General features: G+C 55.7%; 16 protein-coding genes. 14 read left to right on the forward strand and 2 right to left on the reverse strand.

The window, feature by feature from the left end; translation table 11 throughout:
- The first annotated feature begins 185 nt into the window (after positions 1-185).
- Together DB48_RS05485 and DB48_RS05490 are read left to right on the forward strand one after the other, a co-directional pair.
- On the forward strand, positions 186-2,135 hold the full coding sequence (locus DB48_RS05485) for a monovalent cation:proton antiporter family protein (RefSeq protein WP_041509292.1): 1,950 nt from the start codon (positions 186-188) through the stop codon (positions 2,133-2,135).
- Positions 2,136-2,150: 15 nt separating this feature from the next.
- The gene (locus DB48_RS05490) at positions 2,151-2,909 is read left to right on the forward strand and encodes an SGNH/GDSL hydrolase family protein (RefSeq protein WP_082035589.1); all 759 of its coding nucleotides are present in this window, start codon (positions 2,151-2,153) and stop codon (positions 2,907-2,909) included.
- Here the strand turns inward: DB48_RS05490 and DB48_RS05495 are convergent.
- The gene (locus DB48_RS05495; protein WP_041509293.1) at positions 2,906-4,030 is read right to left on the reverse strand and encodes a patatin-like phospholipase family protein; all 1,125 of its coding nucleotides are present in this window, start codon (positions 4,028-4,030) and stop codon (positions 2,906-2,908) included. The genes DB48_RS05490 and DB48_RS05495 overlap by 4 nt on opposite strands.
- A gap of 496 nt (positions 4,031-4,526) precedes the next feature.
- Between DB48_RS05495 and DB48_RS05500 the strand changes: the two genes are divergently transcribed.
- Complete coding sequence (locus DB48_RS05500; protein WP_041509294.1) at positions 4,527-5,195, forward strand: response regulator transcription factor; 669 nt, start codon at positions 4,527-4,529, stop codon at positions 5,193-5,195.
- A gap of 85 nt (positions 5,196-5,280) precedes the next feature.
- On the opposite strand, the gene DB48_RS05505 is transcribed toward DB48_RS05500, so the two are convergent.
- Positions 5,281-8,781 carry a hybrid sensor histidine kinase/response regulator gene (locus DB48_RS05505; protein WP_041509295.1) on the reverse strand — a complete coding sequence of 1,167 codons (3,501 nt, stop codon included), beginning with the start codon at positions 8,779-8,781 and terminating at the stop codon, positions 5,281-5,283.
- 257 nt (positions 8,782-9,038) lie between these two features.
- Between DB48_RS05505 and DB48_RS05510 the strand changes: the two genes are divergently transcribed.
- The 11 genes from DB48_RS05510 (at position 9,039) to DB48_RS05555 (ending at position 20,383) form a co-directional block, all read left to right on the forward strand.
- Positions 9,039-10,076: a DcaP family trimeric outer membrane transporter gene (locus DB48_RS05510; protein ID WP_041509545.1), complete on the forward strand. Its 1,038-nt coding sequence runs from the start codon at positions 9,039-9,041 to the stop codon at positions 10,074-10,076.
- 119 nt (positions 10,077-10,195) lie between these two features.
- Positions 10,196-10,993 carry an ABC transporter ATP-binding protein gene (locus DB48_RS05515; RefSeq protein ID WP_041509296.1) on the forward strand — a complete coding sequence of 266 codons (798 nt, stop codon included), beginning with the start codon at positions 10,196-10,198 and terminating at the stop codon, positions 10,991-10,993.
- A complete protein-coding gene (locus DB48_RS20500) occupies positions 10,993-12,111 on the forward strand; it encodes an AMP-binding protein (RefSeq protein WP_268747952.1) in 1,119 nt (372 codons plus the stop codon). The genes DB48_RS05515 and DB48_RS20500 overlap by 1 nt, the downstream gene beginning before the upstream one ends.
- A 2-nt stretch (positions 12,112-12,113) precedes the next feature.
- Positions 12,114-12,959: an AMP-binding protein gene (locus DB48_RS20505; RefSeq protein WP_268747953.1), complete on the forward strand. Its 846-nt coding sequence runs from the start codon at positions 12,114-12,116 to the stop codon at positions 12,957-12,959.
- Complete coding sequence (locus DB48_RS05525; RefSeq protein WP_041509297.1) at positions 12,956-13,849, forward strand: branched-chain amino acid ABC transporter permease; 894 nt, start codon at positions 12,956-12,958, stop codon at positions 13,847-13,849. Before DB48_RS20505 ends, DB48_RS05525 begins: the two co-directional genes overlap by 4 nt.
- 60 nt (positions 13,850-13,909) lie before the next feature.
- Positions 13,910-14,983, forward strand: a complete 1,074-nt coding sequence (locus DB48_RS05530; RefSeq protein WP_041509298.1) for a branched-chain amino acid ABC transporter permease — start codon at positions 13,910-13,912, stop codon at positions 14,981-14,983.
- A 139-nt stretch (positions 14,984-15,122) separates the two neighbouring features.
- On the forward strand, positions 15,123-16,367 hold the full coding sequence (locus DB48_RS05535; protein WP_041509299.1) for an ABC transporter substrate-binding protein: 1,245 nt from the start codon (positions 15,123-15,125) through the stop codon (positions 16,365-16,367).
- 62 nt (positions 16,368-16,429) lie between these two features.
- The gene (locus DB48_RS05540) at positions 16,430-17,248 is read left to right on the forward strand and encodes an ABC transporter ATP-binding protein (protein WP_041509300.1); all 819 of its coding nucleotides are present in this window, start codon (positions 16,430-16,432) and stop codon (positions 17,246-17,248) included.
- An 8-nt stretch (positions 17,249-17,256) separates the two neighbouring features.
- On the forward strand, positions 17,257-18,483 hold the full coding sequence (locus tag DB48_RS05545) for a phenylacetate--CoA ligase family protein (RefSeq protein ID WP_041509301.1): 1,227 nt from the start codon (positions 17,257-17,259) through the stop codon (positions 18,481-18,483).
- 588 nt (positions 18,484-19,071) lie between these two features.
- Complete coding sequence (locus DB48_RS05550) at positions 19,072-19,488, forward strand: hypothetical protein (protein WP_041509302.1); 417 nt, start codon at positions 19,072-19,074, stop codon at positions 19,486-19,488.
- Positions 19,489-19,654: 166 nt separating this feature from the next.
- The gene (locus tag DB48_RS05555) at positions 19,655-20,383 is read left to right on the forward strand and encodes a hypothetical protein (protein WP_041509303.1); all 729 of its coding nucleotides are present in this window, start codon (positions 19,655-19,657) and stop codon (positions 20,381-20,383) included.
- Positions 20,384-20,481: the final 98 nt, after the last annotated feature.

The following is a 20,481-nucleotide window of genomic DNA, read 5'->3' on the forward strand; positions in this document are numbered from 1 at the left end:
AAAAATCGTGCCTAATACTAAATGATGATTTTGTCTATATTTGTCATTGAGTTAGTCTGAGGTCGGGGTAACTTGGATGATGACAGTATTTTGACTGTGACAATAAACTTGACACTATGAGGTCGCGCCAAGGGGCGAATTGGCGCAGGCTTAATTGAGGGCGGCGCAAGTAGAATGGAGCGTTAATGGAACACAGCATACTGGTTAAGATCCTTTTGATGTTGATGATGGCCATAGTGGCGATCGCCCTCTTTAGGCGGGTGGGCTTGCCGGCGATCCTGGCCTATCTGATCACTGGGGTGATCAGTGGCCCCTCTGCGTTCAACTGGTTCACCCAGCAGCAGATCCACTCGGTGGCCGAGCTGGGGGTGGTGCTCTTGATGTTCTCTCTCGGCCTCGAATTCTCCCTGCCCAGGTTGTGGGCCATGCGCCGTACAGTGTTTGGTCTGGGTAGCGCCCAGGTGTTCGTGACTGCCGTCTTAACCATGTGCATCAGCATGTTGATGGGGCTTAACCTGAGCGAGTCTATCGTGGTGGGCTCGGCCATCGCCCTCTCCTCTACCGCCATCGTCTTGAAGTTACTCAACGAGCGCGGCTGGCTCAGACGGCGTCATGGGGAGCTGTCGGTCAGTGTGCTGCTGTTTCAGGACTTGGCTGTGGTGCCGCTGCTGATTCTCATGCCGCTGCTGGCCTCTGACGGTGAGATGCTCAGCTGGCATGAGATACTGCTGGCCATGGGCGAAGGGGTACTGGCCTTTGTCGCCCTGATGGCCGTGGGTAAGTGGGCGCTACCTAAGGTGTTTGACGAGGTGGCCCGCTCGCGCTCCAACGAGCTATTTGTGCTCTCTACCTTGGTCGTGGCCTTGGTGACAGGCGCCTTGACCCAGTGGCTCGGCCTCTCCATGGCTCTGGGGGCCTTTATCGCCGGTATGCTGCTTGGCGAGAGCCAATATAAACGCCAGCTGGAGGCGGATATTCGTCCCTTCAGGGATCTGCTGATGGGGCTCTTCTTCATCTCTATTGGCATGCTGCTCGACTTTAGTCTAGTGATCACCTTCTGGTGGCAGGTGATTCTGCTGGTGGTGTTGGTGATCATCGCCAAGGCGCTGATCGTCTTTGGCCTACTCAGGGCCGCCAAGGAGTCGTTTCGTACCTCGGTGGCGACCGCCATCAGCCTGGCGCAGGTGGGGGAATTCAGCTTCGTGGTGCTGGCGCTGGCGGTCAACTATCAGCTGCTGGAGATCACCGTCAGCACTAAGCTGGTGATGGTGGCGGTACTCTCCATGGCCGTAGCGCCCTGGTTGGTGCGCCACAGCGTGGATATCGCCAGGCGCCTGCATGGCGTCAAGTCTATCAAGCAGGGCGGCAATGAAACCATTCCGATCCCAGAGCAGAGTAGCGACCTGGTGCTGATCTTGGGCTATGGCCGGGTAGGGCAGACGATAGCACGCTTCATGAAGACGGAGGCGATCCCCTATCTGGTGCTCGACAGGGACCCCACCAGGGTGACCGAGGCGCGCCGGGCCGGCGAGCCCGTCTATTTTGGCGATGTGGCCAAGCGGGCGATCCTCAAGCAGGCGCAGATTAAACAGGCCAAGTTGATCGTGCTGACCTTCACCAGCAGTCATGTGCTCGATGAGGTCTTGCCCCTGTGTCGTCAGCTGGCCCCCGAGGCCAAGATCTTAGTCAGAACCCGTGACGATGAGGGGATGGAGGCATTAGAGGAGGCCGGCGCCAGTCAGGTGATCCCCGAGACCTTAGAGGGTAGCCTGATGCTGGTGTCTCAGGTGCTCTATCAGTGCGGCGTGCCCCTGACCCGTATCCTCAAGCGCCTCGAGTATGAGCGGCGCAATCACTACCAATATCTGCATGGTTTCTTCTCCGGCGAGGAGACAGACTTTACCCTGGAGCTGCTGCATGCCGTCGCCCTGCCTAAGGGGGCGCAGGTGGTAGGGCAGCCACTCTCTGCCATTCCCTGGGAGAAGCTGAGGGTGGAGCTGAGGGCGGTGCGCCGTAGCGGCGCCGAGGTGGAAAGCCCCGAGCTGGACTGGCTGATCCGCCCGGGGGATATATTGATCATCCTGGGTAAGCCGCGGCGCATCGAGAAGGCCGAGCACTATCTGCTTCAGGGTTAAAACGGTGGTAAGCCTATGATGAGAGCAACCCTGTTATTGGTATTTTCTCCCCTGCTGCTGATGCAGGCCCTGTGGGTCAAGTGGCGCACCCCCAGGTTGCCCGAACCCGAAGGCGCACGCTGCGGCGAGCTGGGGGAGGGACCGCCGCTTAGGCTACTAATTCTGGGCGATTCTGCCGCCGCCGGAGTTGGCGTGGCCCGTCAGGATGAGGCCCTGAGTGGTCAGCTGACGGCGCTGTTGCAGCCCCACTTTCGCCTGCATTGGCGCTTGCTGGCCAAGTCGGGGATGACGACGCCCCAGACGCTCAGCCTTATCCGGCAAGAACCGATTCGGGTCGATGTCATTCTTATCTCCCTGGGGGTCAACGATCTACTCTCGCCCATAGGCGTGCAGCGCTGGCTGAGCGCGACCGGCGCGCTTATCGAGGGACTGTTACAGGACTCGCCGGATGCCAGGCTGCTGCTGACGCCACTGCCCCCCCTGGGGGCCTTTCCTGGCTTTGCTCAGCCTCTGGCCGGTGTGTTGCAGCGAAGAGAGGCGCGATTTAATCAGGCCTTAAAACAGTTTTGTCGTGACCAGAATGCCTGCCAGCTCTTGCCGCTAAGGCTGCCGTTGACGAGCGATGCCCTGGCCAGCGATGGCTTTCACCCCAGCGCCAGCAGCTACCGTCTGTGGGCCGAATGTGCCAGTCAGGTGATTCTCTCCCAGCACTCCTCAGGCTGTTCATCGGATAGCGCTGACGAGTCTGGGCAACACCTTGCTAATCTGGTCTAGGGGATTTTGAAGAAGGCCTTGATCTCATCTATCTGACACATGGCATCCTGATAACCTAAGTTGATCAGCGCGCTACAGTATGACTGCTCGAACAGCAGGTAGGAGACGATACTCGAGTCCGATTGCTGGTTGATGCCGATCAGCCTTAGCAGCAGCTTCACCGCCAGGGGCATCTCATGATAGTGCTGGGCGGCGAGCAGACTCAGGTCTTCGCTGGGTTTAATCACCAGCGTGTCTATGTTCTTGAGCGACGCCTCATGGCGGCGCTCCTCGGGGATCAGGTTTATGGTGCCGTTGATCCGCTGCAATCGCTCGAGATCGCTGTTGAGGGTGTCGGAGAAGATGGTATCGAGCAGGTGACCGGCTATGGTTGCCGTCTTGGGATGATGTTCGAACTCCTTATGTACCTGCTTGTGGGGACTCTCTAAGTTGATCACCATGATCTTCTCCGCCCCAAGATGGATCGGGCTGCTCAGGGGCGCCAGCTGATGCACAGAGCCGTCGCCGTAGTAGCCGCGATTGAGCTTCACCGAGGGGAATACCAGGGGGATGGCGGAGCTGGCCAGCAGGTGTTCGGTATTTAGATGGGTGCGCTGGCCGCCACGTCGGGCACGGTTCCAGTCTTCAATTTCTTTGGCGGCCTGAAAGAAGCTCACCGAGCGCGACGAGTTATAGCAGGAGGTGTCTACGCTTAGGGCGTGCAGGGCGCCATTGGCAATGTTGCGATCGATCCGCTCGAAATTAATCAGGTTGTTCAGCAGATTTCTCAGGGGTTGGTTGTCGAACAGGCTACCGGCTTCTGTGTTGATCTTTACATCCTGTAGTCCCATCAGTGCCATCTGTGCCAGGTGAGAGAAGATGCCGCCGAAAGAGGAGCGGTAGACCTTATGGGTGTTAAAGTGGCGCCAGACCCACTCTAGCTTACGTACGCCGAGGTGAAAACAGGAGGCGTGGGTGGCAATCGAGGTGCCGTTGATGGCGCCAGCAGAGGTGCCGCAGATGATCTTAAAGGGCACGCCGTGGTTACGGGGATAGAACTGCACTATCGCCTTGAGTACCCCGACCTGGTAAGCGGCGCGCGCACCACCGCCTCCTAATACCAATGCTGTCTTATCTGGCAACTGCGTTCCCTCTAAATGGTTTCTGTTGTCGTGCGTTAGGATTTAAATTTTTGATTTTCTTATTGTCTTGAAGCGCTATTATGCTTCTTGCTAACAGTGACTAGGCGTACTGTCTCGCCCAGCGCTTTGGCGATGATTTTCGTGGCTGATATTGATTAGAATATGTGAGCCGTGTGATATGTTCAAGCCAGCGTCTATAGATGATTCTTGGCAAATCATGGGGCATTTCGGTGCGATCCATGGGCCGTTATTGGACCATTAAGCGCCGATCATCTCCTCAATACGCCATCTCTAGCACAAATAATAGCGCCCTGACCTAGATAATAAGTCTATATTGACGCCACTGCCGAGGATGGGCTTTAGCAAATTTATGCCGCTATCTAGTTGTAATGTAAATGTTAACTGACAAGTGCTTCCTCGGCTACGGCTTTTGGGCCTGTTTGATAATCTCTAAGGTTCGCGTAGACTGGAAATGAGTACATATGAGGGATCAAAAATGTTACAGCCACTAAAAATAATAATAGCTGATGATCATCCACTGTTTAGACAAGCACTCGTAAACACCCTAACCACCCAGTTTGATCAGCCTTTGCTGTTCGAGGCGGAGACGGTGACGGCACTGGATGAGATCTTAACCCAGCACCAGGATGCAGACCTGCTTTTATTGGATCTGAACATCCCTAACGCACATGGATTCAACACACTCGTCAATATTCGTAATAGCTATCCTCATATCGGGATAGTGGTGATCTCCGGCCAGGAGGATAAAGTCACAGTAGGTAAGGCGATGTCTTTCGGCGCGGCAGGCTTTATTCCCAAGTCCTCGCCGGTGGAGCAGATGGTCAAGGCGATCAATGCCGTGATGGCCGGACGCCAGTGGACGCCGCCGGGCTGTGAGGATCTCAGCGCGGTGACGCTGGACAGCATGAGCAGCAAGATAGCCAGCCTGTCGCCGCGTCAGCACAAGATCTTGATGATGTTCGCCGATGGCCTGCTCAACAAGCAGATCGCCTATGAACTGGGTCTGTCGGAGGCAACCATTAAGGCCCACGCCAGCGCTATCTTCCTCAAGCTCGGGGTACACACCCGCACCCAGGCGGTGATCGCCATGAGTCAGCTCTATCTGGATAAGACGCCGCTGACCGCCGAAGTGGAAGAGGTTTAGCCACAGAGGTTAAGGACCAATAGGCCCAGTTTGAGTCAGCTTGAAGCGCCCCGCATCTGTAGATTTCAGGTGCGGGGCGTTTTCGTTAGTCGGTCAGTGGGTCTACCAGATTAAAGTGAGGGCTTGGCTGCGCCGAGTAGTTGTTGTGCAGGCTGTTGGCCAGGGTGGCACTCATCACGGCGCGCAGGGCGATGGGTTTGATGATCTTGCGCAGATAGCCATAGCCCAACTCTTTGGTGCGCTGCACCACCTCTTCGTCTATGGTGGCGGTGATCAGAATCGCCGGAATGGGGCGGCTGGACATGGCCTGCAACTCGGCCATGAGATCCAGACCGTTCTGATTGTTCTCCAGCTGATAGTCCATCAGCACTATATCTATCTTACTGGCAAACTGGCCGACACAGGCCTTGGCCTGCTGCGCCGAGGAGGCGGTATAGACCTGACACTTCCAGCCCTTCAATAGTTCCTCCATGCCCGCCAGCACGTTCGGATCGTCATCGACACAGAGTACATGTACGCCGTTGAGGGTGAGAATATCCGGCTGGCTGGCGTGCTCCTCGACAAGTTTCGGGGTGACGGCGTTCAGGCTCAGGCTGAAGATACTGCCCTGGTTGACCTTAGATGACAGGGTGAGCCTGTGCTGCATCAGCTCCGCCAGGCCCTGGGCGATATTGAGCCCGAGTCCCAGGCCGTTGACCCCTTCGTGGCCCGAGTGCTGTAAACGGGTAAACTGCTCGAAGATCACCGCCTGCTTGTCATCCGGGATCCCCGGGCCATCATCCACCACCTGGATGGCGATGGTATCGCCGTGGCGGCGACAGCCCAGCAGGATGCGACCGCCACCGGCATAGCGAAACGCGTTACTGATAAGGTTCTGTAAGATGCGTCTGAGCAACACCTTGTCGCTGCGCACCCAGAGCTTGGTCTTGATGCATTTGAACTCAGCCTCTGTGGTATTGGCCATGGCACTGAACTCTTCTACCAGAGAGTCGAGCACCTCCTGCAGGGCAAACTCGGTGATCTCGGGCACGACCGTACCGCCCTCGATGCGCGACACCTCGTTGAGATCCAGCAGCAGCTCGTTGGCCACCTGCAGGGCGTTGTCGATATAGCCGATCTGCTGCTTCTGCTTGTTCGACAGCTGACCTCCCTGGACAAAGGCGGAGGAGAACAGCCGCGCCGCCGACAGTGGCTGTAGCAGATCATGGCTACAGGCCTTGAGGTACTGGCTCTTCTTCTGGTGCGCCTGTTCTACCTTCTGTAGGGCCTCGGCCAGCTCGGCGTTGGACTTGGCCAGCTGCAGGTTGGCCTGCTCCAGGCGCTTGGTGCGCTCAAATACCCTGGCTTCCAGGTCTAAGTTTTTCTCTTTCAGCAGTTTCTCCGCCTCGCGGTACATGCTGATGTCGGAGAAGATCATCACGAAGCCACCGCCCGGGATGGGGTTACCCTGAATGCGTATCGTCTTGCCGTCGGGCTGGATGCGCTCGGTGGCGTGGCGACTGCCCTGGCGCAGGAAGTTGAGGCGCCGCTCCACCTGCTCATCCAGGTTGGGAATATAGCCCTTGCCGAACTTGAGGTTATATTCGATCAGCTGCCTCACGGGGCAGCCGATGTAGATGAGGTCGTCCGGGTAGTTAAACAGGCTGAGATACTGCTGATTCCAGGCCACCAGGTTGAGATCTTTATCGATGACAGATATCCCCTCGCTGGCGTTCTCGATGGCGCTGTGCAGCACGCTGCGGCTGAACTCCTTGCGGTGGCTCGAGGCCTCCTCTACCAGCTGGGCCACATCTTCGATGGCGATGTCGCGGCCATGGAGTGCGCAGGAGAGTACCAGGCGGGCCGAGGCCGAGCCCATGACGCTGGCGAGCATGTTTTCGGTAAAGAAGATCAGCGCCTGGTTATGGGCGTTTTTATCTTGAATCGGCTGAGGCTGACAGGAGAAGAAGGAGTAGAAGCCCTGGGCGGCCTTGTCCTTGCCTATGAAGCGGGCCACCAGGAGTTCGAGCTCGGTGGGGTTCACATGCTTAGGCACCTCGGGCAGCGCCTTATCCAGCTCGGGGCGCTCGATAAAGTGGCCTATCTGCATCTGCTCATGCACGCTCTGGCGGGTGAAGGAGGAGACCAGCCAGATCGCCATCACGTTGACAAACAGGCCCACCAGAGTCGCCATTGTGGTCATGGAATAGCCGCTACCGGCAAACGGGTGGCCATAGAGGCCGAGCTGTGGCAGCAGGTTGAGCACCAGCCAGAGGGCAAAACCGCTGGAGATCCCCACCAACACGCCGATCAGCGTGACCCGGCGCCACAGGAAGGCGGCAAACAGCGCCGGGCCTATCTGGGCGATGGCGCCGAAGGCCACCTCACCCAGGGAGGCCAGGGTATCGGGCGGGGCGATGAGAAACATGCCATAGCTCATGAAGATCACCAAAAGTACCAGCGCCTTGCGGATATTAAGCAGGTGCGAGCGGAACTTGTGGAAGTCGTTGCTCTGTATGTTGTTGATCTTAAATAGCGTGGGGAAGACTATCTCGTTACTCAGCATGGTGCTCAGGGCGATGGTGGAGATGATCACCATGGAGCTGGCCGCCGAGATGGCGCCGAGAAAACTAAACAGCCCCAGCCAGATATCGCCGCTGAATACCGGCAGAAACAGCACATAGGCATCGCTCTGCAGCGAGTCGCCATAGAGGATGTTGCCCGCCTGACCCAGCGGGGTGGCGAAAAAGGCGAACACCAGCACATAGAGGGGGAAGGTCCAGCGGCTCCAGAGCACATGTTTTTGTGATTTTAGCTCGACGATCAACACCTGAAACTGACGCGGCAGACAGAGAAACGCCGACATCACTATGATCAGCAGGCCAAATAGCGAGATGAAGTTAGGGTAGGTAAATTCGGTTGCTATCGGCTTGATCTCTGTCGCCTTCTGCCAGATCTCCATGGGGGAGTCGAACAGGAAGAAGGAGACGAAGATGCCTATGGTGAGATAGGCGATGAGCTTCACCAGAGACTCGAAGGCGATGGCCAGCATCATGCCCGGATGTCGCTCGGTCACGTCGATGGCCCGCACCCCAAACACTATGGTGAAACCGGCGAGGATCAGGCTGACCACCAGGCCCAGCTGCCAGGAGGTGAGCAGATGGTCTTGCCGTAAGATCTCATAAGAGTTGACGATCGCCTTCTGTTGCAGCGCGATATAGGGCAGGGTGCCAAACAGGGCGACGAAGGTGACCACCACCGCAAGTAAAGGTGATTTACCGAAACGGGCCGCCAGCAGGTCGGCAATCGAGGTGATGTTGAGCTTGAGACAGACGCGGATCACCCGCTGGATAAAGGGCCAGGCGAAGATAAACAGCAAGATAGGCGCAATATAGACGGGCAGATAGGCAAAGGAGTTGTTGGCGGCCTGGCCGGCGGTGCCGAGAAAGCCCCAGGAGGTACAGTAGACCCCCAGCGACAGGGAGTAGATGATGGTGTGCTGCCCGGAAAACCACTTGCCGCGGTACTTGTCACCCAGAAACGCCATTAAAAACAGCAGGCCTATGTAGCTGATGCTGATGGCGACCAAAAGCCAGTTAGGGAACATTTGTCACTTATCCTATCTTTTCAGGAGCTTATCTCGCCATCCCGGCTCACTCCTTTTATTTTGTTATTCAAGCCAACATATCACAGTTAGGGCCAAAGTCGGCATTTACGGCCATCGACTTAAGTATTAGTGCTTACTGTCTAAGTCTCACGTATTGCGCCCTTTGGCCTACTACCGCTGCATTACTACCTATTCCCAATTGAGGCAAAGGAGGCATTTCTCCATCTTGAATGCAACCACAAAAGGGGATAATCAAGATGATATCAACAATAAAAAAACTCACGCTCGCAACTTCACTCGGCCTGATGGCCAGTTCGGCCATGGCTGGCTATGACTTCAATGTCGGCGACGACGGCAAGCTGTCGTTCGGCGGCTACCTCAAGGTCGATGCCCGTTATGTTAACGGCGATGTCGGCTATCGCGACTTCTGGATTGGCACAGGCACGCCGCTCGAAGAGAGCGCGTCACAGTTCCGTATTTTCGCCAACGAGTCTCGTTTCAATACCAAGTATGTTCACGGCGACGTGATGGGTTTCATCGAGATGGATTTCCTCGGCGGTGGCGGTAACCAGGTGGTGTCTAACTCGGCCCATCCGCGTCTGCGTCATGCCTTCATCAAGTACAAAGACTTAACCGTGGGTCAGACCTGGACCACCTTCATGAACACCAGCGCCATACCGGAAACCGCCGACTTTGCCGGTGCCACAGTCGGTTTGGCCTTCGTGCGTCAGGGGCAGATCCGCTACGACATAGGCGGCTTCCAGGTCTCTATCGAGAACCCTGAGAGTCATGGCGGTGATACCGCTAACGACGATCTGCCGGACGTAGTGGCTCGTTATAACTTCAAGGGCGACTGGGGTAACGTCTCCATCTCGGCCCTGGGCCGTCAGCTCAACACCCTGGGCGGCAACAGCGAAACCGCCTTCGGTGGCTCTATCGCCGGTCGCATCAACACCTTCGGTAAAGACGACCTGCGTTTCCAGTTCCACCAGGGGGAAGTGGGCCGCTATGTGGGCCTTGGGGTGACGCCAGATCTTATCGGTGAAGAGGTGGAAACCACCACCTCATATCTGGCGGCCTACCGTCACTACTGGACAGATACCCTGCGCAGCACCTTCCTGTATGGTCGTATCGAGACCGACGAGTCGGATGCGGATCGCAGCCAGTGGAGCGTTAACCTGTTCCAAAACCTGACACCGGCACTGGCCGTGGGCATCGAAGTGGGTAACTTCGCCCTGGACGACCAGAACGTCGATTCTAACTACGCACAGTTCTCAATGCGTTACGCCTTGTAAGTGCTCTTGGGGGAGGGTTTCCTCCCCGCTTTTTTTACCCGTTTAACCCTCGTCCTGGCATCCGCCGGGGCGACTCATCGCCGAAACACCCAGGCAGAGCCGTTTAAAGGAGTAGGGTTGTGAAAGATACCATTTTAACTGTTGATCAGATCTCGCTCGCATTTGGTGGGGTAAAGGCCCTGACCGATGTGAGCTTCGAGGTCGAGCGCGGCGCCGTGTTTTCGATTATCGGTCCCAACGGGGCGGGTAAGACCTCGATGCTCAACAGCATCTCGGGTCGCTACCGTCCACAGAAGGGGACGATTCATTTCGATAATCAGGATGTCACCCATCTCAGACCCAATGCCCGTGCCGATCTCGGCATAGGCCGTACCTTTCAAAACCTGGCGCTGTTTGGTCACATGTCGGTGCTGGACAACATCATGGTGGGCCGTCACCACCTGATGAAGAACAACTGGCTCACCGGCCCGCTGTACTGGGCGTCTTCGGCGCAGAAAGAGGAGCTGACCCATCGCCGCCAGGTGGAGGAGATCATCGACTTTCTCGACATCTCCCATGTGCGCAAATCCATCGCCGGCACGCTCTCTTACGGCCTGCGTAAGCGTGTCGAGCTGGCACGTGCCATGGCCCTCAATCCTAAGCTGATTTTGCTCGACGAGCCGATGGCGGGGATGAACCTGGAGGAGAAGGAGGATATGGCCCGCTATATCCTGGATCTCAACGAAGAATTTGGCATTACCGTGGTGATGATTGAACACGACATGGGGGTGGTGATGGATATCTCCCATGAGGTGATGGTGCTCGATTTCGGTAAGAAACTGATCTGTGGCCTGCCCGAGGCGGTGATGGCCGACGAGCACGTGAGACAGGCCTACTTAGGCCTTGAAGATGACGAGCAATTACAAGAGGTTGGCTAATGACTCAGGTAAATAATGCGTCGACGGCGCGGGCCTTCGACATGGGCTCACTCGACACCTTTCCCAAGATCCTGCGCCACAATGCGGCCAACTGGGGTAGCGAGGTCGCCATACGCGAGAAGGAGTTCGGCATCTGGACCGAATTCAGCTGGCAAGATTATCACAACCGGGTGAAGTGGATGGCGCTGGCCTTCGACCACCTGGGTATCGAGTCCCACAGCACCATCGCCCTGCTGGGGGAGAATCGTCCCGAGTGGGTCTGGGGCGAAGTCGCCGCCCATGCGCTGGCCTGTTTCTCTCTGGGTGTCTATCAAGACTCGCTGCACGAAGAGGTGGCCTATCTGCTCAATCGCAGCGAAGCCAAGGTGATCGTCGCCGAAGATGAGGAGCAGTGTGACAAGCTGCTGGAGCTGGGCGACAGTATTCCTTCGGTGAAATATATCGTCTACTGTGACCCGCGCGGCATGCGTAAATATGACGACCCACGCCTTATCAGCGTCGAGGAGATCTATCGAATCGGCCAGGAGGTGGACAACACAGATCCGCGCCGCTACGACAACCTGGTGGATGCGGGCAAGGCGGAGAACATCGCCATCTACTGCACCACCTCGGGCACCACCTCTAAGCCCAAGATCGTATTGCTACAGGGCAGCAAGTTTATCGACCATTGCTGCTCCTACCTGCGGGCCGATCCCCGCGCGCCGGGCGACAACTATGTTTCCGTGCTGCCGCTGCCCTGGATCATGGAGCAGGTATATGCCGTGGGCCAGGCGCTTATCGCCCGTCAGATCGTTAACTTCGTCGAAGAGCAGGAAACCATGATGGCGGATCTGCGCGAGATAGGTCCAAGCTTCGTGCTGCTGGCGCCTAGGGTGTGGGAAGGGATCCTCGCCGACGTCAAGGCGCGCATGATGGACTCGACGCCTTTCAAGCAGAAGCTGTTCGACTTTGCCATGAAGCGCGCCGAGCAGCGACTAGCCGATGGCCGACGCTCTAAGCTGGCCGATATCGTGCTGATGAAGGCGCTGCGTGACCGCTTAGGTTTCTCCTTCTTAAAGTCGGCGGCCACAGGCGGCGCGGCCATGGGCCAGATACCTTCAAGTTCTTCCAGGCGATAGGCGTGCCGCTGCGTCAGCTCTATGGTCAGACCGAGATGTGCGGCGCCTACACCATACACCAAGAAGATGACGTGGATTACGACACGGTAGGCGTGGCCTTCGATACCGCCGAGCTTAAGGTTATCAACACCGACAGCGAAGGGGTGGGTGAGGTGATTGCCAAAACGGTGGGCATGTTCAACGGCTACCTGGGCGATCAGGCCGCCTATGAGGAAGATGTCAAAGATGGCTGGATGCATACAGGGGACGCGGGTTACTTCAAGCCCTCGGGCCATTTGGTGGTGATCGACCGTATCAAAGACTTGGCCAAGACCAGCCAGGGCATTCAGTACTCGCCGCAATATATCGAGAATAAACTCAAGTTCTCCTCCTTCATCGGTGAGGCGGTGATTCTGGGTAAGGACAAGCCTTATCTGTCCGCCATCTTGTGTATCCGTTTCAGCATCGTCTCCAAGTGGGCCGAGCAGCAGGGACTGGCCTTTACCAACTATACCAACCTGTCGAGTCTGCCCGAGGTCTATGAGCAGCTGCAGGCGGAGGTGGAGCGGGTGAATCAGACTCTGCCTGAGGCGCAGAAGATCAACAAGTTTGTGCTGCTCTACAAGGAGCTGGACGCCGATGACGGCGAGCTGACCCGTACCCGTAAGGTGAGACGTGGTGTCATCGCCGACAAGTATGGCGAGATCATCGAGGCCATCTATGGCGACCAGCCCCATGTGGATATCGATACCGTGATCACCTTCCAGGACGGCACCAAGTCGCGCATTCAAACCCAAGTCAAGGTGGCGACAGTGATCGCGCCACAGCATCGTCTCGAGGGCGACGCCACTCAAAGGAGAGCATCATGAACTTTGAACTCTTATTGCAACTCATCGTCAACGGCCTGATCGTCGGCCTGCTGTATGGCGTGGTGGGTATGTGTTTCGTGCTGGTGTACAAGTCGACCCAGATCGTTAACTTTGCCCAAGGCGAGTTTCTGCTGGTGGGGGCCTGGGTCTGCTGGGCGTTTCTCACCTATTTCCAGCTGCCGTTTTTTGTCGGCTTCCTGTTCACCCTCTGTTTCATGGCGGTGTTCGGCGTGCTGCTGCAGATGATAGTGCTGCGCCCCATGATCGGTGAGCCCATCATCTCGGTGATCATGGTGACTATCGGCCTGTCTATCTTCTTCCAGTCGCTGACCAAGTGGATATTCGGCGTCTCGCCACAGAGCTACCCTAAGGTGTTCGATACCCAGTCTATCGCCATCTTCGGCCTCAACATCGAGCTGGCGTACCTGATGAGTACCATCATCGCCATCTTGATCATGGCCGCCTTCTTCCTCTTCTTTAAATACTCCAAGCATGGCCTGGCGATGCGTGCCACGGCGTTTGACCAGCAGGTAGCCCAGAGCCTGGGGATCTCGGTCAAGCAGGTGTTTGCCATGAGCTGGGGCATTGCCGCGACCGTCTCGGCCACGGCCGGCGTGGTGATCGGCATGGTGAACGGCGTGTCAGACTCGCTCTCGACCATAGGCATCAAGGTGTTCCCTGCGGTGATCTTGGGCGGACTGGACTCTATCGTCGGCGCCATCGTCGGTGGCGTGGTGATAGGTGTGCTGGAAAACGTTGCCGAGTTCTTCGACAGCCAGTGGCTGCATGTGGGCAACCTGTACAACATCGCCCCCTTCTATGTGCTGTTGGTGATCCTCTGGTTCAAGCCCTATGGCCTGTTCGGTACCCGCGACATCGAGCGCATCTAAGGAGCATAGCCATGACACACCTAATTACGTTCGACCCTATTGCAGTTCAAGGAGTTTTCTATGTCTAGTTTAGCGATGCGCCCGTGCGGGGATTTTCGCACCAGCTATAAGGCTGACAACACGATTTTTGAGACCAAGACCATACGCCTGGTGACCTGTTTGGTGATCGCGCTGGCCTGCGCCGCGCCCTTGGTACTCGATGGTTACTTTCTGACCCTGTTTATTCAGATCTCTTACTTAGGCATTGCCGCGCTGGGGCTCAATATCCTGGTGGGCTTCACCGGGCAGATCTCCCTGGGGCACGGCGCCTTCTTCGGCTTCGGCGCCTTCGCCTCGGCCTGGCTCAACACCAGCTTTAACATCCCTGTGGTGTTTTGTATTCCGCTGGCGGGCTTTCTCACCATGGGCGTCGGCATGATGTTTGGTATGCCGGCGGCGCGAATCAAGGGGCTCTATCTGGCCATCGCCACCCTGGCGGCGCAGTTCATCATTCAAGACTTCTTCGGCCGCGCCGAGTGGTTTACCGGCGGTGCGTCCGGGGCCATGGCGGCGCCCGTCAGCCTGTTCGGTTTCGACTTCGATACCGATATGAGCTTCTACTTCATCGCCCTGTTTGCCTTGGTGTTCATGTACATCTGGGGCTGTAACCTGATGCGTAGCCGTGACGGCCGCGCCTTCGTGGCGGTGCGCGACCACTATCTGTCGGCGGAGATCATGGGGGTCAAGCTCAACAAGTACCGTCTGCTGTCCTTTGGTATCTCCTCCTTCTACGCCGGGATAGGTGGCGCCCTCTATGGCCACTACTTGGGCTATGTCTCGTCCGAGGGCTTCACCATCTTAATGTCGATTCAGTTCCTGGCCATGGTGATCATCGGCGGCCTGGGCTCAATCAAGGGCACTCTGATGGGCGTGGTCTTCATGGTGCTGCTGCCCGAGGTGTTAGAGTGGATAGTCGGCCTGATGAAATACACAGACTTTGGCAACCTGCCCATGGTCACCGACGGCCTGGCCTATATCAAGGAGATGGCTATCGGCCTGGTGATCATCCTGTTCCTCATCTTCGAGCCCGAGGGACTGGCCCATCGCTGGGGACAGATCAAGAACTACTGGAAGTGTTACCCCTTCGCCTACTAAGTCGAGGACAGATAGGGGCGAAGACAAATCAATTTGCTGTAAAACCGACACAGTTTGAATCGCAATGAGCGTTAAACCTGGCTGTAGCGCTGCCTTAACCGCATTCAATCTTTATGGATCATGTTGAAGGAAGAAAACGATGACTAAAAAAATACTGCTTAGCACCACGCTTGCTTGTTTAACCTTTGCCGCCGGCGCTGCCCAGGCCGAGGATACGGTTTTTGTCGGCCACCTGGCTGACATGTCAGGGCCCACCGCCTTCGTGGGTAAGCCCTACGCCGACGGCGTGCGTGATGCCCTGGCCTATATCAATGCCCATGGCGGTATCGACGGCACTAAGCTGGAGTATGAGACCATAGACTACGCCTACAAGGTGCCTCAGGCGATCGCCTCGTATAAGAAGTGGCTATCGCGCAAGAACATGGTGGCCATGCAGGGCTGGGGTACGGCCGACACCGAGGCGCTGATCTCCTTTGCCGCCAAGGACAAGACGCCTATCTTCTCGGCCTCCTATTCGGGCCATTTGACAGACCCTCAGGGCAAGAACCCTAAGACCACTAAGCCGGCGCCTTATAACTTCTTCTATGGCGCATCCTATTCAGATGCCTGTCGCGGCCTGGTGCAGTGGGCGGCGGATGACTGGAAGGCCAAGGGCGGTAAGGGCAAGCCTAAGTTTACCCATATCGGTGCCAACCATCCTTTCCCTAACGCGCCTAAAGAGGCCTGCGCCGAGTACGCCACCGAGCTGGGCTTCGACGTGCAGCCATCTGTGGTGATCTCCATGAAGCCGGGCGACTTCAAGGCCCAGTGTCTGAGCCTCAAGAGTTCGGGCACCAACTACGGCTATATCGGTAACCTGGGGGGCTCGGTGCAGTCGCTGATCAAGTCTTGTGACACTGTGGGTACCGATATCCAGTTTATGTCTAACATCTGGGGCGGCGACAAGCTGGTGTTTAAGGCGGCCGGTGAGGGGGTGAGAAACTATATCTTCCCAACCATGACGCCGTTCTGGACCGACGATGTACCCGGCATGAAGCTGGTGCGTGAGATCTCTAAGATGTCTGACAGCACAGGCACAGAGGAGCGTCTGCATCACTATATCCGCGGCGTCTGTTCGACCTATTTTATGAAGGAGTCGATGGAGTGGGCCAAGGCCAACGGCGGTATCACGGGTGAGAACGTGAAGAAGGGCATGTACGCACACAAAAACTGGGTACCTAAAGGGCTAGAGGGCGTCTGCCTGGCAGCAACCTGGACCCCAGAGGATCACCGCGGCATCAACCAGGTCAACATCTACAAGGGTAACTTTAACCATGGCGACATCAAGGTCGAGAAGGTGAATCAGGTGACCCTTGAGCGCCGTACCGACTGGTTAGGCTACTAATCTCTTACCATTTGCCGGGCAGGTCAGGCTTGCCCGGCTCGCTTCTTGACCTTGGAGTTGTTATGACACAAGCAGTGCAGTTAAAGCCCGAGACACCACTTCTCTCGATCAACAATATCGAAGTGGTCTATGACGATGTGATCCAGGTGCTACGCGGCGTGAGCATAGAGGTGCCCCAGGGGGAGATAGTCACCCTGCTCGGGCCAAACGGCGCCGGTAAGTCCACCACCCTTAAGGCGATCTCAGGTTTGCTTAAGACGGAAAATGGCGAGGTGTCCCGCGGTGACATTCATTTCATGGGCGAGCGTATCGACGTGAAGAATGCCGATGACGTGGTGCGCTCCGGCCTGTTTCAGGTGATGGAGGGACGCCGTATCGTCGAGGATATGACGGTGATCGAAAACCTGAAACTGGGGGCCTATACCCGCCGCGACGGCCAGGTGAACCAGGATATCGAGATGGTGTTCAACTACTTCCCGCGCCTCAAGGAGCGCACCGGACTGGCGGGTTATCTGTCGGGCGGTGAGCAGCAGATGCTGGCCATCGGCCGCGCCCTCATGGCCAGACCTAAGATGATCTGCCTGGACGAACCCTCTATGGGTCTCTCGCCCCTGCTGGTCAAAGAGGTGTTTGGCATCATTGAGAAGATCAACCGCGAGCAGGGGATCACCATGTTGCTGGTGGAGCAGAACGCCAACTATGCCCTCAAGGCCGCTAACTACGGCTACATCATGGAGTCGGGCAAGATAGTGCTCGACGGCACCAAGGCCCAGCTACTCAACAACGAAGATGTGAAGGAGTTCTACCTGGGGGGCGGCAACGAGACCCGCAAGAGCTTCAAGAACTTAAAGTCCTATAAACGCCGTAAGCGTTGGCTGTAGGAGGCAATATGGCCGAGTATTTCAAACCCCAAGAGGCTATTGCCCCTGCCGAGCGCGAACAGCAACTGATGGCGGCGCTGCCCGAGCAGCTCGGCTATGCCAGCCGTCATTGCGACTACTTTGCCCATTTATTTGAGGGGGTAGATCTCACTCAGATTAATAGCCGCGAGGCGCTGGCAACCCTACCCATTACCCGTAAGGCCGACCTGATCCGCCTGCAGGCTGAGCAGCCGCCTTTTGCCGGCATGACGCCAGACAGGCCAAGTGGCCGCATCTTCCAGTCGCCAGGGCCTATTTTAGATCCCGAATGTGACGGCCATGACTGGTGGCGCATGGGCCAGGCCTTCTTCGCCGCCGGCTTCCGCCCCGGCGATATTGTGCAGAACTGCCTCGCCTACCACCTGACGCCCGGCGGCTTCATCATGGATTCGGGCGCCAAGGCCTGCGGCTGCACCGTGATCCCTGCGGGGCCTGGACAGACCGAGATGCAGCTGGCGCTGATAGGCTCAATCAAACCCAATGGCTACTGCGGCACCCCCTCGTTTCTCAACATACTGCTGGAGAAAGGCAGGGAGCAGGGGATGGACACCAGCTCGATCACTAAGGCGCTGGTGTCCGGCGAGGCGTTAACCCCATCCCTCAAGGCCAGCTTCGAGGCGGCGGATATCGACGTCAAGCAGGCCTACGTCACCGCAGACCTGGGGCTTATCGCCTTCGAGAGTGTCTCGGGCGAGGGCCTGGTGGTAGCCGAAGAGATTATCGTCGAAATCGTCCGTCCCGGTACTCTGACGCCTGTGCCCGAGGGTGAGGTGGGTGAGGTGGTGGTGACCAGCTTTAATCGCGACTATCCCCTGGTGCGCTTCGCCACCGGCGATCTGTCGGCCATTATGCCGGGGGCTAGCCCCTGTGGGCGCACCAACATGCGCATCAAGGGCTGGCTGGGACGCGCCGATCAAACCACTAAGGTGAAGGGGCTATTTGTGCACCCCGAGCAGGTGGAGCGGGTGCGCGCCCGTCATCCTGGCATTGCTAAGGTGCGACTCGTCGTCATCCGTCAGCAGGAGAATGATGTGATGCGCCTGCTGTGTGAGGTGGATGAGACGACGCGGCCACAGCTGGATATCGCCGCCGTGCAGGCGTCGATCCGCGCCGAGACTCAGTTGTCAGGGGAGGTGGCGCTGGTGGCACCAGGAGCCTTGGCGGACGATGGGGTCGTGATAGAGGATCAAAGATAATGGTCTAGGCTTTGCCTAGCCTGACGTTGAGGATAATGCCCGGCCTTGGAATAGGTTGGGCATTGTTGTTTTGGCTTTCTGTTAGGGGCTAGCGTCTGGTGGCTTGGGTGCTGGGAGGATTTCTGAAAGTCATACCTTCATGGCAACCTAACGCCTGCCCGGCGAGGGCTGTGCAGATACGCCTGTGACACGCTGTGCGCCATCCCTGGCCGCTCTGCGGTTTCATCCCTGAAACCGAAGGTCACAGCCGTATCTGCACTCGGTATCCAACGTCTCTTCGATTTGGCTTCATTTGATGTGAGTAGGAGGGATAGATGAGTGTTCGGCAGGTTGCCAAACTCTACTCGCTAGACTGCGTATCTATACAGGTATAATGGGATTTTGCAAAAAAGCGCCCCTTTCGCTTCCTACTATGTAATCTTGCTGTTCTCGCTTTGTTTTCGGTCTGCTTATTTTCTCCTTGTTATGTAATGCTGTTATTGATATAAATTTCAGATGCTTAAAAAGTTTGCCGCGATGTATATTAGTAGGAAGTGATTTATATAGGCGGCATTCTCGCTAATAAGCGTTATGCGCAAGGACAGAAAAATGCTTAAGGAATTTACAAAAGAAGAAATGAAGCAACGTGCAATCAAAAGAGTTGCTCAAGTAATTTATGGTCAATGGGAAGAAGGCAGAGGAGTTCATTCTAGAATTTTTGAAGTTCTTGTACCTGATGATTTCGTTCTAGATGGTGTTTCTAAGAAAGGTAACGATTATAGAGAGCATATTGTCCCATGTGTTCTAATTAGAAATCATGCCAATAAAATGTTTGATCAAGGCTTCACAATTGAAGACGTCGAATCAATGATTAATGATCATTTACGTATAGTAAAAATTTCGACTGCTGAAGCAAAATATATCGATAACACTTTAGGCTTAAAAGAACGAATGCCTGAAGGTTGGGAGTTTGGTTATGGTGATCCATTGGCTAGACTACACGCCGGAAACGTAGAAATCGCATAACAAGCGGCTGCAATCTGACCTCCTGCCACAGCCACCTTTTTGCAAACACCCGCAAAAAAGCACCAGTAGCCTCCGGCAGTTGAGCCGGGCGTTAATTTGTCATTCGGTATTGTTGTAAGTTGTGTGATGGGCTCGTCGTATAGCTAAAAATCAAGGCTGTTAATAAATGAAATTTGGTATATCCCATGACGGAAGTAATGATTTACTTGAATATCCGATTAATCAAGTGAAATCTCTTTTGTATCGCGAATCTAGTAATGTTAGACATTATGAAAACTTAAAGTTTTTAATGAATTGCTATAAAACGCAGCACGAAGCAGAACAGGTATTGAATTTGTACTATCGAGGGAAACCACTTCCTTTACCACCTATACACTTACAGTTAGGTGGGTTAAGTATGAATGACCCATACTTAATTGCTTGTGGTACAACAAATTTTGATGTGTTCAGCATTTACATGATGAACTTATGCTCCCTCTTTGGTATTCAGAAGTTCCTCAATCAGGGAAATGAATACGATGACATCAAGAAGAGCGCACAAGAAGTAAAAGAACTCATATACAACGAACGTAATGAGTGGCTACCCAAGCCTGTTAAATTATGGCGAAACAAAGTGGCTGCTCACTACGCTGCGGCAGATCCTCAGAGAAATGATAATGTGCTGACTTTAATGGATTCGTTGTCAGCTGTGCCGCAGTACAAGTTTCCTCGTTATACTGTAGCTTCAATGAATATTGTAGTTGACGGTAAAACTTCGCAATTGCAAGAGTGGTCTGTAACTCGAGTATATGATGATCTTACCGACAAGCTATCATTGCGTCCGTTAGTTCCGCTTATTAACACTCGTTTAGTCGGACCGAATGGTGAAAAAGATCCTTTGCTGACTAGCTCATAGGAAAAAGGACAAATAACAAACTGTTTAAGAGTAATTCGCAACTCGTGGCATTTTTACTATGCGTTGTATTTAGTGGTTAAGGTGGTATGTGGAAGCAT

This window comes from Shewanella sp. cp20, assembly GCF_000832025.1.
Lineage (GTDB): Bacteria > Pseudomonadota > Gammaproteobacteria > Enterobacterales > Shewanellaceae > Shewanella.

What these genes read in the sequence shown, in the direction of transcription:
- DB48_RS05505 (WP_041509295.1), bottom strand. Translation starts at nt 8,781, where the DNA reads ATGTTCCCTAACTGGCTTTTGGTCGCCATCAGCATCAGCTACATAGGC.
- DB48_RS05530 (WP_041509298.1), top strand. Translation starts at nt 13,910, where the DNA reads ATGTCTAGTTTAGCGATGCGCCCGTGCGGGGATTTTCGCACCAGCTAT.
- DB48_RS05485 (WP_041509292.1), top strand. Translation starts at nt 186, where the DNA reads ATGGAACACAGCATACTGGTTAAGATCCTTTTGATGTTGATGATGGCC.
- DB48_RS05540 (WP_041509300.1), top strand. Translation starts at nt 16,430, where the DNA reads ATGACACAAGCAGTGCAGTTAAAGCCCGAGACACCACTTCTCTCGATC.
- DB48_RS05510 (WP_041509545.1), top strand. Translation starts at nt 9,039, where the DNA reads ATGATATCAACAATAAAAAAACTCACGCTCGCAACTTCACTCGGCCTG.
- DB48_RS05555 (WP_041509303.1), top strand. Translation starts at nt 19,655, where the DNA reads ATGAAATTTGGTATATCCCATGACGGAAGTAATGATTTACTTGAATAT.
- DB48_RS05525 (WP_041509297.1), top strand. Translation starts at nt 12,956, where the DNA reads ATGAACTTTGAACTCTTATTGCAACTCATCGTCAACGGCCTGATCGTC.
- DB48_RS05545 (WP_041509301.1), top strand. Translation starts at nt 17,257, where the DNA reads ATGGCCGAGTATTTCAAACCCCAAGAGGCTATTGCCCCTGCCGAGCGC.
- DB48_RS05550 (WP_041509302.1), top strand. Translation starts at nt 19,072, where the DNA reads ATGCTTAAGGAATTTACAAAAGAAGAAATGAAGCAACGTGCAATCAAA.
- DB48_RS05490 (WP_082035589.1), top strand. Translation starts at nt 2,151, where the DNA reads ATGATGAGAGCAACCCTGTTATTGGTATTTTCTCCCCTGCTGCTGATG.
- DB48_RS20500 (WP_268747952.1), top strand. Translation starts at nt 10,993, where the DNA reads ATGACTCAGGTAAATAATGCGTCGACGGCGCGGGCCTTCGACATGGGC.
- DB48_RS05500 (WP_041509294.1), top strand. Translation starts at nt 4,527, where the DNA reads ATGTTACAGCCACTAAAAATAATAATAGCTGATGATCATCCACTGTTT.
- DB48_RS05535 (WP_041509299.1), top strand. Translation starts at nt 15,123, where the DNA reads ATGACTAAAAAAATACTGCTTAGCACCACGCTTGCTTGTTTAACCTTT.